The 13,393-nt window shown below is 65.5% G+C and carries 11 protein-coding genes; 5 read left to right on the forward strand and 6 right to left on the reverse strand.

Going from position 1 to position 13,393, the window contains the following annotated elements; genetic code table 11:
• Positions 1-242: 242 nt before the first annotated feature.
• The 5 genes from glf to AC1DHX_RS11200 all read left to right on the forward strand — a co-directional run bounded on the left by glf (position 243) and on the right by AC1DHX_RS11200 (position 7,326).
• A complete protein-coding gene (gene glf / locus AC1DHX_RS11180) occupies positions 243-1,430 on the forward strand; it encodes a UDP-galactopyranose mutase (protein WP_223916143.1) in 1,188 nt (395 codons plus the stop codon).
• Entirely contained in the window at positions 1,427-3,424 is a 1,998-nt protein-coding gene (locus AC1DHX_RS11185; protein ID WP_476858872.1) for a glycosyltransferase, read from the forward strand. Before glf ends, AC1DHX_RS11185 begins: the two co-directional genes overlap by 4 nt.
• Before the next feature lies 1 nt (position 3,425).
• The gene (locus AC1DHX_RS11190; protein ID WP_476848794.1) at positions 3,426-4,307 is read left to right on the forward strand and encodes an ABC transporter permease; all 882 of its coding nucleotides are present in this window, start codon (positions 3,426-3,428) and stop codon (positions 4,305-4,307) included.
• Positions 4,308-5,033, forward strand: coding sequence for an ABC transporter ATP-binding protein (locus tag AC1DHX_RS11195; RefSeq protein WP_243181203.1), 726 nt, complete (start codon positions 4,308-4,310; stop codon positions 5,031-5,033). It begins immediately after the preceding gene.
• Between the two features lie 130 nt (positions 5,034-5,163).
• Positions 5,164-7,326, forward strand: a complete 2,163-nt coding sequence (locus AC1DHX_RS11200) for an acyltransferase family protein (RefSeq protein ID WP_476858871.1) — start codon at positions 5,164-5,166, stop codon at positions 7,324-7,326.
• A 130-nt stretch (positions 7,327-7,456) separates the two neighbouring features.
• Here the strand turns inward: AC1DHX_RS11200 and AC1DHX_RS11205 are convergent, their stop codons facing one another.
• The 6 genes from AC1DHX_RS11205 to AC1DHX_RS11230 all read right to left on the reverse strand — a co-directional run bounded on the left by AC1DHX_RS11205 (position 7,457) and on the right by AC1DHX_RS11230 (position 13,352).
• On the reverse strand, positions 7,457-9,445 hold the full coding sequence (locus AC1DHX_RS11205; RefSeq protein ID WP_476858870.1) for a DUF6541 family protein: 1,989 nt from the start codon (positions 9,443-9,445) through the stop codon (positions 7,457-7,459).
• A gap of 12 nt (positions 9,446-9,457) precedes the next feature.
• The gene (gene rfbA / locus AC1DHX_RS11210) at positions 9,458-10,321 is read right to left on the reverse strand and encodes a glucose-1-phosphate thymidylyltransferase RfbA (RefSeq protein ID WP_028276020.1); all 864 of its coding nucleotides are present in this window, start codon (positions 10,319-10,321) and stop codon (positions 9,458-9,460) included.
• 75 nt (positions 10,322-10,396) lie between these two features.
• Positions 10,397-11,332 (reverse strand): glycosyltransferase, encoded by a 936-nt coding sequence (locus AC1DHX_RS11215; protein ID WP_476858869.1) that lies wholly within the window; start codon positions 11,330-11,332, stop codon positions 10,397-10,399.
• Positions 11,329-12,216, reverse strand: a complete 888-nt coding sequence (locus AC1DHX_RS11220) for a glycosyltransferase (protein ID WP_476856697.1) — start codon at positions 12,214-12,216, stop codon at positions 11,329-11,331. Before AC1DHX_RS11220 ends, AC1DHX_RS11215 begins: the two co-directional genes overlap by 4 nt.
• 9 nt (positions 12,217-12,225) lie before the next feature.
• A complete protein-coding gene (locus AC1DHX_RS11225; protein WP_043435190.1) occupies positions 12,226-12,600 on the reverse strand; it encodes a DUF2304 domain-containing protein in 375 nt (124 codons plus the stop codon).
• On the reverse strand, positions 12,600-13,352 hold the full coding sequence (locus AC1DHX_RS11230; protein ID WP_476858868.1) for a glycosyltransferase family 2 protein: 753 nt from the start codon (positions 13,350-13,352) through the stop codon (positions 12,600-12,602). The genes AC1DHX_RS11225 and AC1DHX_RS11230 overlap by 1 nt, the downstream gene beginning before the upstream one ends.
• Positions 13,353-13,393 lie beyond the last annotated feature (41 nt).

Here is a 13,393-nt window from a genome sequence, read left to right on the forward strand (position 1 = left end):
CACGGGTCCTGTTCCACAGTAGGGAGGCTCCGGCCCGGCAGCGCCGGGGAAAATGATCCATGTGGAAAACGCTTCGGAGCGGCGCCGCTGCCCCCGCCATGCGAGGCTCCCGGACCCGTGAAGGGGGTGGCATCTGATCGCGGGGCCAGCCGCGATTCGCCGGTACCCGCAGGGTCTCAGGTAGGCTAGACCAGCAGACAATGCACAACATTGCGCTGCCCGCATTCGAACCAGGAGAGTTTGTGACCGCTGACCTCGTCATCGTAGGGTCGGGCTTTTTCGGCCTGACAATCGCAGAACAGGCCGCCACTGAGCTGGGCTTGAAGGTAGTCGTCATCGACCGCCGGCACCACATTGGCGGCAACGCCTACAGCGAAAAGGAAGAGCAGACCGGCATTGAGGTGCACCGCTACGGTGCCCACCTCTTCCACACGTCCAACGACCGCGTGTGGGAGTACGTAAACCGCTTCACGACGTTCACGAACTACGTCCACAAGGTCTACGGCGTGCACAAGGGCGAGGTCTACTCCCTGCCCATCAACCTGGCCACGATCAACCAGTTCTTCCGGGCCAACCTCACCCCCGGGCAGGCCCAGGAACTGATCAAGGAGCAGGCCGGCGAACTGGCCGGCACCGATCCGCAGAACCTGAACGACAAGGGCATCCAGCTGATCGGCCGCCCGCTCTACGAGGCGTTCATCAAGCACTACACCGGCAAGCAGTGGCAGACGGATCCGAAGGACCTGCCCGCGGGCATCATCTCCCGCCTTCCGGTGCGCTACAACTACGACAACCGGTACTTCAACGACAAGTACGAGGGCCTTCCGACCAACGGCTACACGGCCTGGATCGAGAAGATGGCCGAACACCCCAACATCGAGGTGCGGCTCAACACGGACTTCTTCGATGAGTCCCACGAGTACAGCAAGGGCAAGGTGGTCGGCAACATCCCGGTCGTCTACACCGGACCTGTTGACCGCTACTTCGACTACGCCGAAGGCGATCTGTCCTGGCGCACCATCGACTTCGAAGAAGAAGTGCTCGACGTCGGGGACTTCCAGGGCACGTCGGTAGTGAACTACAACGACGAAGACGTTGCGTACACCCGCATTATCGAGCCGCGCCACTTCCACCCGGAGCGCGACTACCAGACGGAGAAGACGGTCGTTATGCGCGAGTTCTCCCGTGCCGCGGAGAAGGGCGACGAGCCCTACTACCCGATCAACACGCCCACGGACCGCGACCGGCTCCTGAAGTACCGCGACCTGGCCGCGGCCGAGCAGGATGTCCTCTTCGGCGGCCGCCTCGGTACCTACAAGTACCTGGACATGCACATGGCGATCGGCTCGGCCCTGACCATGTTCGACAACAAGATCCGCCCGCACTTCGAAGGCGGCGCAAAGATTGAAAGCGGAGGAGTGGACGCATGAGCGCCGCAACCGACACCCAGGTAGATTCCGCCCAGCAGTGGGACACCCTGCAGCGGGTCATCCTGCCCAACGCCAGCCAGATGGACACGGTTCCCCTGTACATGGACATGGGAACCGCGACCGGCATCCAGCTTCCTACGGTCGGCAGCGGCGACGGCAAGAAGGCCCGGGCACAGTCCTTCAGCAGCTCCACCAAGGAAGCCCACGTTGAAGACTTCCTGTCCCGCAGCTCCACCAAGGTCCGTTCGGGGGAGCGGGTATCGTTCGGCAGCTACTTCAACGCCTTCCCGGCGAGCTACTGGCGGCGCTGGACGTCGGTGGACAAGGTCCGGCTTCAGGTCCGCACCCAGGGCGCCGGATCCGTCATCGTCTACAAGTCCAACGCCCGCGGATCCCTGCAGCGCGTCGACACGCGGCGCGTCGAGGGTTCGGCGGAGAACACCTTTGAGCTGTCCCTTGCGCCCTTCGGCGACGGCGGCTGGTACTGGTTCGACCTCGTGGCGGGCTCCGAACCGCTTGTCATGGTCGACGCCGAATGGCAGGGCCCCGCTGTTGAGAGCACGCCCGGGTCTGTCACCCTGCAGATCACGACGCTGAACAAGACGGACTTCTGCCTCAACAATCTTCGGCTGCTGGCCGAGAACCCGGATGCCCTCAAGCATGTCCAGGAGATCCTGCTGGTTGACCAGGGCACGCAGAAGGTCGAGGACGCGGACGGCTTCGCCGAAGTCCATGAATCTCTTGGCGGCAAGCTGCGGATCATCAACCAGTCGAACCTCGGCGGCTCCGGCGGCTTTGCCCGGGGCATGTTCGAGGCCGTCGAAAACGGCAGTGACTACGTCCTGCTCATGGACGACGACATCGTGGTTGAGCCTGAAAGCATCATCCGCCTGCTCACGTTCGCGGACCGCTGCAAGACGCCGACGATCGTCGGCGGCCACATGTTCGACCTCTACAACCGGACGGTTCTCCACACGTTCGGCGAGGTGGTCAACCCCTACCGCTTCCAGCCGTCATTGCCGAGCGAGGACATGGTCCTTGGACATGATTTCCTGTCCTCGAACCTGCGCCAGACCTCCTGGCTGCATCGCCGCTGCGATGTGGACTACAACGGCTGGTGGATGTGTCTGATCCCGACTTCGGTTATCCGGGAAATCGGCCTCTCGCTTCCGCTCTTCATCAAGTGGGACGACTCGGAATACGGGCTGCGCGCCAAGGCGCACGGCTTCCCGACAGTTTCCCTGCCGGGTTCGGCCGTATGGCATGTGTCATGGATCGACAAAGACGACCTCGTGGGCTGGCAGGCCTACTTCCACGCCCGCAACCGGATCGTGGCGGCGCTGCTCCACAGCCCCTACGAGCACGGCGGCCGCGTGGTGCGCGAATCGCAGTATGCGGACATCAAGCACCTCGTGTCGATGCAGTATGCGACCGCGCACGGCCGTGGCTGGGCGCTTGAGGATGTTCTCAAGGGCCCGACCGACCTGCCGGACCTGCTGCCCTCGAAGCTGCCCGAGATCCGGAAGATGATGGCCGGCTACTCGGACTCGATTTTCCAGGCCGACGCGGACGATTTCCCGACGCCGAAGATGGACAAGCCGCCGCGCCGCGGGCACGGCGTGTCGCAGCCGTCCAGGGTCACCCTCCTTCCCTGGGCTGCCAAGACGGTCGCACGCCAGTTGTTCCGCCCGGTCACCAAGACGAGTGCGGAACGTCCGCAGACCAACATTGCGCACCAGGACAACCGCTGGTGGCGGATCGCGCAGTTCGACAGCGCCATCGTCTCCAACGCTGAAGGAACCGGCGCTTCCTGGTACAAGCGGGACCCCAAGCGCGTGCGGGAAATGCTCACCGAGAGCAGCCGCCTGCACGCTGCCCTGCTCAAGGACTGGCAGTCGCTGAGCAAGCAGTACAAGGCGGCGATGCCGGAACTTACGTCCCTGGATTCCTGGAAGAAAATCTTCGAAGAACACACCCAGAGCGAAGTGAAATAGCGTGACAACCACGATTTCCGGGGAATTGACCCGCCCGGGTCTCGGTGGTGGATTTCGGGATCTTCGCCAGTCCAGTTTTCTGCTGAAACTGCTGGTCCGCAAGGAACTGAAAGTCCGCTACCGCGGCTCCGTTCTGGGTCTCCTTTGGTCCTATGTGAAGCCCGCCGTGCAGTTTCTCGTGTTCTATGTGGCCTTGGGCGTCTTCCTGGGCCTGGAACGCAGTGCACGGAACCCGGACGGCCTCTCGAACTATGCCGTGTATCTCTTCTCCGGAATCGTGCTGATCAACTTCTTCTCCGAAGCCCTCGGGAACTCCGCGCGATCGATCGTGAACAACGGCAACCTGATTAAGAAGATCTATCTTCCCCGGGAGCTGTTTCCGGTGGCGTCGGTCTGGGTATCGGCCGTGCATTTCTTCCCCCAACTCGTTGTCCTGGTAATCGGATGCGTCGTCGCCGGGTGGCACCCGGACGCGTTCCAGCTCCTGGCGGCGGTAGGCGGATTCGCCATTGTGGGCTTCCTGGCCACCGGGCTCGGGCTGTTGTTCGGGGCCGCCAACGTGTATTTCCGTGATTCGGAAAACCTCGTTGACATGCTCCTGATGGTGGCGACCTGGGCATCGCCCGTCATGTACTCCTGGACCATGGTGGAATCAAAGCTGGGACCCGGGCTCTTCGCCCTCTACCAGGCAAACCCCATCACGGTCGGCGTCGAGTTGTTCCACTATGCCTTCTGGTACCCCACAACTGACGGTTCTGCCGCGATGCCGCCGAACCTGTTCAGCCTGTGGCTGCCGGTCGGCATGATCATTTCGCTGGTGGTCCTGGCACTGGGACAGCTAACTTTTCGGCGGCTTGAAGGCCGCTTTGCCCAGGAGCTCTAGATGGCAAACGCGATTGAAGTTTCCAATGTCAGCAAGGAGTTCGTGCTCCGCCACACCCGTTCCATCAAAGAGGCGGTTGTCTGGCTCGTGAAGGGCCGCAAGGGGGATCTTTCCAAGAAGTTCCACGCACTGAAGGACGTCTCCCTGATGGTGGAAACGGGGGAGACCGTGGCGCTGCTCGGCCTCAACGGCTCCGGCAAGTCCACGCTGCTCAAGCACATCTCCGGCGTGATGCTCCCGGATTCCGGCAGTGTCTATACACGCGGCCGCGTGGCCGGGCTGATCGAGGTCGGGGCGGGTTTCCATCCTGACCTGTCCGGCCGCGACAACGTGTACCTCAATGGAGCGATCCTGGGGATGACAGAGAAGCAGATCAACGAACGCTTCGACGCGATCATCGAATTCTCCGAGATCGGCGAATTCATCGACACGGAAGTCAAGTTCTATTCGTCCGGCATGTACCTGCGTCTGGCGTTTTCCGTGGCAGTCCACACCGACCCCGAGGTCTTCCTGATCGACGAAATCCTCGCCGTCGGAGATGAGCCGTTCCAGCGCAAGTGCATAGCCAAGATTCAGGAACTGGCCCAGCAGGGCAAGACTCTGGTGGTTGTCAGCCACGACCTTGACCTGGTGTCGCGGATCTGTTCCCGGGGTGTCTATCTCGAGCATGGCAACGTATTATTCGACGGACCTATTCATGAGGCCGTTGCCCGCCTCCGGGCCTAGGCAGTGCCGCAGCCGGTAACGGCAGCGCATCTGTTGGGACCATGTCCACTGGACATGGTCCCAACAGGTTCCAGGCAAGCGCACACAGCGCAAAATACCGATGACGTTGTTTGAAAACCGAAAGAGAACTGTGACCTCTGTGCCGTCGGCGGCTGTCCTGACCCAGCCCCAGGGCTCCCCCGAGCGGGCCAGGGCCGCCAGCAACACGGGCACTTCCAGGGCGGGAAGGAACGGCCGGCGACTGGACATCCAGGGGCTGCGCACCCTGGCCGTGGGCATGGTGATCATCTATCACGTCTGGCCCGGCATTCTCCCCGGCGGTTTTGTCGGGGTCGACGTCTTTTTCGTCATCTCCGGCTTCCTGATCGTGGGATCGCTCGTCCAGGAACTGGCGCGTACCGGACACATCCGGCTCTCTACCTTCTACGCGAAACGGATCAGGCGCCTGCTGCCGGCTGCCACCACGGTTCTGCTGGCGACCATGCTGGGCGCCGTGGTCCTGCTGCCGCAGAACCGCTGGCAATCCATTTCCCTGGACGTCATCATGTCCGCCCTGCAAGTGCAGAACTGGAACCAGGCCTTCAGCGTGGACAGTTACGCCGCGGCGACCGCCCTGGTGTCCCCGGTGCAGCACTTCTGGTCCCTGGCCGTGGAAGAGCAGTTCTACCTGATCATTCCCGTCATCCTGCTGGCGGGAGTGGCCGTCACCGTGAAACGGCGCCTCCGGATCGAAACCGTCTCCTTATGGATCCTGGCGGTGGTGTCACTGGCGTCGTTCGTCCACAGCGTCGCCTTCTCGTCCTCCCAGCACGACATGGCCTACTTTGCGACCACCACGCGGATCTGGGAGCTGGGCGCCGGGGGCATCGGCGCCCTGCTGATTCCCAAATTGCGCCTGGGCCCGGTGCGGGCCTGGCTTTCGGGCTGGATCGGCCTGGGCGTGATCGTCTATTCCGCGATGGCACTCTCCGTTGCGATGGACTTCCCGGGCAGCATCGCCCTCCTGCCCGTCGCGGGGACATTGCTGCTGCTCACCGCGGGTTCGCCGGCGGCCGAACCGGCCACTCCGGGCAGCCCTGCCGGTTACTCGGCAAGCCGGGTCCTCAGCCTGCGGCCAGTGACCTACATCGGCGATCTCTCATATTCCCTCTACCTGTGGCATTGGCCCGTCGTCGTGATCTACGTCTTCCACCTCGGGCGGGCTCCGGGCGTCATCCAGGGAACCGCCATGGTGGCCATCAGCCTGGCCCTGGCGGTCGCCTCCTACCACCTCGTCGAGCAGAAGTTCCGGCACGGAAGCCCAGCCGCCCAAGGATCGACGCCCGGACGGTGGGGATTGCTGCGCCGGAATGCCTTCGTCCTGGCAGCAGGACTGATCGTGGCGTCGACGGTGGCAGCGGCGGTGCCGTGGGGCGTCGTGGAAGCCAAGTCGCAGCAGCTGAACGCGGCCATGAACCTGCGCGACTATCCCGGCGCGACGGCATTTGATCCCGTCCGGCCCGCCGCCGTCCCCGACGGCGTGCCCGTCCGGCCCGATCCCGCCGTCGCCATGAAGGATGTGCCACTGACCTGGACGGAGACGTGCGGGAAGTTCAACCCGGCCGTCACCGGGGTTGACCAATGCGTTTTCGGCGCGCCGGAGGCCACCCAGACGGTGGTCGTCGTCGGGGACTCACACGCCGCGCAGTACGTGGATCCGCTCGTGATTGCCGGCGCAGACGGGGGCTGGAAGGTACAGGCCATGGTCCGGAACGGATGCCCCTTCACGGCAGCGCCGGCGGCCAATGGCACCACGGTGTACCGCAGTTGCTCGGAACAGAACAAGGCCACATTGCAGCGCATCCTGACGCTGCGTCCACAGTTGGTGGTGGTATCGGGAATGGCGCCGGCCGGCTACCGCGAAGCCCTCAACTGGACGTGGGCCAGCCCGGAAGAACTCGTCAACGGCTATGTCCAGCTCCTGAAGCCGCTCCGGGAAGCCGGGATCCGCGTGGCCGTCGTGCCCGACACGCCGTATCCGGAATTTTCGGCACCGGACTGCGTCCAGGCCAATGGACCAGGCTCGCCCGCGTGCCAGTTCAGCGCATCCGACGCCGGCACCGCCGCAGACCCCCTGCAGCTGGCCGGAGCACGCGTGCCCGGCGTCGAGGTTCTGGATATGTCCGCCTATTTTTGCCGGCAGGGGATCTGCCCGGCCGTGATCGGCAACGTGCTCGTGTACCGGGACAACCACATGACCAACACCTTTGCCAAGACGCTGGCACCGGCACTGGCCCGGCAACTCAGTTTCTAGGCAGCGGCCGCGGAGGTGCCCCTGGAGCCTGCCCCGCGGGCCAGGGACCGGCGCAGCCTGCGGGCAGGTTGCGGGCAAGGTGCCGCTGCAGGCTGCGGAACCTGCCCCGCAGCCTGCAGCACGCCGGGGTTCAGTTCCCGCAGGCCGTGACCTTGTAGAGCTTCGCCTCGCCCTGGCTGTCAATGAGCTGCACGCCGGGGTTCGCTGCGAGATTCCGCAGCCCGGCGGGAGTGTGGTCTCCGCCGTGGACTTCGACCGGGCCGAAGTCCAGGATGTAGTAGGCATTCGCCGCGCGGACTGCCTGGCAGACGCTGGCGTCCGTCGTCACGTTGCCCATCGAATCGTAGATCCGCTTCACATCCGGAGAGACGTAGCTCATGACATGCAGCTGGGCCGACTTCCGCTCGCCCAGCGCGTAGGACAGCGCCGCACCGGTGTAGGGATTATCGATCAGCAGGGCATTTTCGGGGACAGTCTGGGGCAGGCGCTTCATGAGCTGGAGCTCGTCGGTGGAGACCAGCGGCGAATCGGCGGCGAGCCTGTAGTTCCTCGAGCCCTGCTCAACCTCCAGCTCCAGGCCGCCCTGCTGTCCCAGGGCGATGGCGGCCAGCACGACGGCGGCGATGCCTGCGGTCCGGTAGGCCGCGGTTCCGGCGCGCCCCCAGCGCGGAGAGCCGTCAAGGGCCACCGCGAGGGCCTTGGACCGGCCGCGCACCGTCAGGATGCGGCGCCCTGCCCAGTCAATGCCGACGGCGACCAGCAGGACCGCAACCAGCGGCAGCAGGGCGGCAATCCGGTAGCTGTCGTTGTACCAGACGCCGGTGAGGAAGTCCCGGGTTTCCGACCTGGTGAAGCCGGAGACCACAACGAACAGATAGCTGAACAAGGCGAAGACGGCGGCGATCCACACACGCTGCCAGCGGTCCTGGAAGCACGCCCAGAGGCCGAGGAATACCAGCGGGGCCACGAGCCAGGCCAGTGCCAGGCCATCGGGGGAGATGGTGACGGCTTCGCCGATGGCCTTCGGAATGCTCTGGTAAGGGCCCCAGAACGAAGCCTCCAAGGGCGGTCGCAGATTGGTCCACAGCAGGTCGAACGCGACGGCGTACCCGGCGACCGGCAACGCCAGCCTCAAGACGTACGAGCGGGCGCGGGCCTGCTTCCGCCGAAGGGCAGCCGCAGAGCGCCACACCAGCGTCACCACCATGGGCAGCGTCCACGTCAGCCAAGCCATGAACGTCGTGGGATGGGCGACAATCAGGCCGGTGAGCGCCAGCAGCAGGGCAAGTATCGAGGCGAGATCGCGGCGGACCAGTCCGGGCGTCAACCCGGCACACGCCGCCGCCAGGGCGACGCTGGAGGGCAACACGCTAATGGCCAGCAGGTTGGGATACAGGACCCCAAAGTCCATCATGAGCAGCGGGAAGGCACCCAGCGACGCCGCCGCAATGCCTGCGGCGACCAGCGCGGCCGGGCGTCCCCCCACCACGGACCGCGCCAACAGGAGGCATCCCAACGGCCAGAACACGGCCGCAAGGACGATGCTGGTGATATTGACGGCGAGCGGGACGCTCGCGCCCGTTGCCATGGCGACGAGGGTGGCTACAGCGTTCCAGCCGGCCGGGTAGGCGCCGCCGCCGGTCATCGCACCCAGGGTCAACGACGACGCCTGGCCGGTATCCAGGGCAAACCTGACCGAATTCAGGTGGAAGACGGCGTCATACGTCTGGGAAATGGCCTGCGGGCTGCCGATTAGGTGGACGGTGTGGACGGCGAGGAGCCCGCCGGCGATGACGGCTCCGGCCAGCGCTGCAAGGTCGCCGCGGACGTCCGGCACCCTCAACGGATTCAGGCCGGTTGCGGCGGGGCCGGAGGGACGGAACCGCGCCGCCCACAAACCGAGCAGGGACAGAGCCACCGCCACCACGGCCACGGGGAGCAGCCCGAACCGCACCTTCAGGAACGGGGCCAACGTGGAGGTGATGACCACAACACCCACGGTCAGTGAGGGGGCCAGCGCCAGGGCGCTGAATCCCCTGAATCGCAGGGCAACGGAGATGATCAGCCCGGGCAGGACCAGGACAGCGCAGGCGATCAGGACCTGCGGTAAGACGGACATCCACATGGAGGGTTACGGCTCCAGGAGTTCGAGGAGGTACGCGCCGTACCCGCTCTTGACCAGCGGCTCGGCGCGCTGGCGGAGTTCATCGTCGCTCAGGAAGCCCTGGCGCCAGGCGATCTCCTCCGGGGCGCCGATCTTCAGTCCCTGCCGGTTCTCGACCGTCCGGATGAAGTTCGACGCGTCGTTGAGGTCATCGAAGGTTCCGGTGTCCAGCCAGGCCGTGCCGCGGGGCAGGATTTCGACGCGGAGTTTGCCCCTTTCGAGGTAGGTCCGGTTGACGTCGGTGATTTCCAGCTCGCCGCGGGGCGAGGGCTTCAGGTCCTTGGCGATCCCGACGACGTCGTTGTCGTAGAAGTACAGGCCGGGCACGGCGTAGTGGGACTTGGGCCGCTCCGGCTTTTCCTCCAGCGAGACGGCCTGGCCGGCGTCGTCGAACTCCACGACACCGTAGGCTTTGGGGTTCTTGACCCAGTAGCCGAAGACGGCACCGCCGTCGATGTTTTCATGCTTGCGCAGCTGGGTTCCCATCCCCTGGCCGTAGAAGATGTTGTCACCCAGCACCAGGGCAACAGTCTCGTTGCCGATGTGCTCCTCGCCGAGGATGAAGGCCTGCGCCAGTCCGTCGGGGGAGGCCTGCTGGACGTAGCTGAGGTTGATGCCGAACTGCGAACCGTCGCCGAGGAGGCGCTTGAACTGCTCGGCGTCATGCGGGGTGGTGATGATCAGGATGTCCCGGATGCCGGCCAGGATCAGCGTCGACAGCGGGTAGTAGATCATCGGCTTGTCGTATACCGGGACGAGCTGCTTGCTGATGCCGTGGGTGATGGGATGGAGACGAGAACCGGTCCCGCCGGCAAGAATTATTCCGCGCATGGTATACATACTCTCTTACCGGTCTGCACTCGGCCAAACCCGTGGAGGGCCTGCTGGCCCGCGTGCCCGGTGGTGTCAGGCCGAATGCCGGCGCCCGGTCCGTCCGCGGAGGCCGTCGGCGGTGCCGCGGAGCGCCGAGCCGAGCCGGGCGGTGCGGCCGGGCGCCAGCAGGGTCACGATCAGAAGATGCCGCAGATCGCCCCACATCCCGCCGGCCACCCAGGCGGGATACCGCACGGCGTACCGGCGGCCCGTGACGAGGCGGTTCCTGAAGATGTAGTAGTAGCGCCAGGTCGCGGCGGTGCGCACCTGCAGCGGGCGGCCGCCCGCAGGGACGGGCCGGCCAAACACCTTGGCCTCCACCATCGTTCCCAGGGAGTGGTCGAACTCCGCCGCGGCGAGGACGGTGGGCAGGCCCGCGGCGAGTGCGCGGTAATAGTACTCGGTGTCGACCAGGTCGATGAAGAGCTCTTCCCAGAACCCGCCAAGGACGTCCAGCGTGCCGGCCGGGATCAGGAGGCCCGACTGGATCGGCTCCCGGCCCAGGGCGACGCCGTTCCGGGTCCCGGCGCGCAGCACCGGGTTTCCGTGGATCCTGGACGGGGAGATGAGGCCGGGTTCGACGCCGGCGGCCCGCGCGTCCGCGGCGGCACGGCGCAGCGCCTCCACATAACCGGCGGGCAGCAGGGAGTCCTGGTCCACGGTCAGGATGTAGTCCGGGTTCCCGTGCCGGCGTGCCGTGCGGATGCCGGCGTTCAGGGCGGCGCCGATGCCGGCGTTCTCCGGGAGGCGCACCACTTCTGCGCCGGCCGCAGCCAGCGCGGCGAAGATCGGCTCGAAGCCGGGGCCGCCGCCGTCGTCAACCACCACGACGGCGTCCACCTGCTCCCGCAGCGATTCGACGTTGCCGATCAGCGCCGCCGTCGGCCGGAACGCGGTGACCACGCCGGTGACGCCGGTGGCGCCCGTGGCAGGGACGGGGGACTCGCCGGTCACGTGGGGTTCGCTCACTTTCCGAAGGAATGCCGCAGGAGGATGCCGAGCGTCCCGGAGGCACTTTGCCGGAGCGTGCCGGCGAGGATCAGGAGTGCGTGCGCACGGGATGTGAGCCGCAGCCGGGCCGCGCGGGCCGCCTTGCGCCAGCCCTTTGCCGTGCACAGCGCCGCGGCCAGGTCGAAGAAGTCGCGCTCACCGATGAAGCGGGACCCGTCGACGAGTTTCGCGGACGACGCGCTGTGAGTGTGCCGGCGGTATTCGAAGCAGATATCCGGGACGATCAGCAGCTCGGCCCCGCCAAGCACCATGTCCATGACGAGGGCGAGATCCTGGATGACGGGGAAACCGTCACGGAAATCGTAGTCCCGGATCCGGTCGCGGCGGAAGGCCAGGGAGGGCCAGTAGAGCCAGTCGCCGTGCAGGAGGCTGACCGCCAGCCGCTCGCCGCCCACGAGTCGGGACCCGGTGCCGCGCGGTTTGACCAGCCGCTGCTTGACGATGTCCACCAGGGGAACGGAGGGTTTGCCGTCCTCGTCGATGATCTGGACGCCGGGCTGGATAATCCAGGCGTCGGGGAATTCGGCGTGGGCGCGGAGCACGACGTCCACGAAGTTCGGCAGCAGAAGGTCGTCGCATCCCATGACCACCAGGACGTCCTGGCTGGCCAGCGAGACGCAGGTCCTGAAGTTCTCGGTGATGCCCTCGTTCTTGTCCTTGCGGATATACGTGATCCGGGGATCGTCCGCGGCCTCGACGTAGCGTCTGACGTCGTCGCCCGGGTAGGCGTCGTCAACCACCGTCAGGCGCCAGTCCGGGCTGGTCTGGGCCAGGACGCTGTCGACGGCCAGTTTCATGTAGTTAACGTCGCCCCAGTAGGGGATAAAGATGTCCAGTGCCACCGGGGCCTCCTACTTCGTGGTCGGCGTCGCCGGAGCGTCGCCGTCCCGGGAGGACATGTCCTCGACCATGGTCCGGAGGATGGCCACTTCCTCCGCGAGGGTGCGGGTCTCGTCCTCGACCACGGACAGCTCCCAGGACAAGTGCAGGCAGACACCGAGCAGCAGCAGGATGCTGATGATGAACAGCAGATTGGACGGCAGCTGGACGCCGACGCGTTCGGCCACGATCGTCAGCAGGCTCGGAAACGCGGCCAGAACCAGCGTGCCGATGCCCACGAAGAGCCAGAGCGCTGCGTATTTCTCGCGAAGCTTCTTCCGGCGGAGCATCTCGAAGACGACGCCGACGATCGCCAGGGCAAGGAAAAAGGCGGGCCAGTTGCCCATTAGACGGCTCCTTTGGCGGCCAGTGCGGGGTCGGAAATGGTGGACCGCTTGCGGGTCAGCGCGAACATGAGGGCGAAGACGGACCGGCCGAGGTAGACGGCGGACTTGACGGGGTTGTGACTGGGAGTCCCGCCTTGGCGCGGGCGCATTTCCACCGGGACCTGGGTCACCCGGCAGCCGGAGCGGATCGCCACCACCAGGGAGTCGATGGTGTCACCCAGATACTCCGCAGGGTAGTGGTCCAGGTACTGGTTGATGGCGCGCCCGTTCGCGGCCCGGAAGCCGCTGGTCACGTCCGTGAGCCGGGTCTTGGCCAGTCCTGAGATGACCTTGGCGAGTAGCTGCATGGCCCACTTGCGGGGCCCGCTGACCGAATAGTCGCCGCGGTCGGCAAAGCGGGCACCGATGGAGATGTCCGCGTGCTCCAGGCCTGCCAGGACCTCGTGGATATTGCGGGGATCGTGCTGTCCGTCGGCGTCCACCTGGATCACGCGCTGGTAACCGAGGCGCTGGGCGTACTTGAAACCGGCCCTCATGGCACCGCCGACGCCCAGGTTGAACGGCAGCGTCAGGACGGTGGCGCCAGCTTTTTTCGCGACCGTCGCGGTGGCATCCGCCGAGCCATCATTGACCACCAGGACATCGTAGGGCCGGCCGACGCTGAGCACTTCCCGGACGGTATTCCCCACGGACTCGGCTTCGTTCCACGCCGGCATTATGACCAGCACACGGGTCGAGTCAAGAATTTTCATAGTTCTCCAATATATCAACGGCCCGGAGGCGGCTGACGGAG

This window comes from Arthrobacter sp. 05N33_2, assembly GCF_056397425.1.